Consider the following 387-nt stretch of genomic DNA (forward strand, 5'->3'; position numbering starts at 1 on the left):
ACGGGAGGCAGCAGTAGGGAATCTTCCGCAATGGGCGAAAGCCTGACGGAGCAACGCCGCGTGAGTGATGAAGGTCTTCGGATCGTAAAACTCTGTTATTAGGGAAGAACAAACGTGTAAGTAACTGTGCACGTCTTGACGGTACCTAATCAGAAAGCCACGGCTAACTACGTGCCAGCAGCCGCGGTAATACGTAGGTGGCAAGCGTTATCCGGAATTATTGGGCGTAAAGCGCGCGTAGGCGGTTTCTTAAGTCTGATGTGAAAGCCCACGGCTCAACCGTGGAGGGTCATTGGAAACTGGAAAACTTGAGTGCAGAAGAGGAAAGTGGAATTCCATGTGTAGCGGTGAAATGCGCAGAGATATGGAGGAACACCAGTGGCGAAG

The 387-nt window shown here is 51.7% G+C and carries 1 rRNA gene; it reads left to right on the top strand.

The window, feature by feature from the left end:
* A 16S ribosomal RNA gene (locus tag EII23_RS12505) occupies positions 1–387 on the top strand; the annotation flags it as partial.

Origin of the sequence: Desulfovibrio sp. OH1186_COT-070, from assembly GCF_003860215.1 — a bacterium.
In the GTDB taxonomy this organism is placed as follows: Bacteria; Desulfobacterota; Desulfovibrionia; order Desulfovibrionales; family Desulfovibrionaceae; genus Desulfovibrio.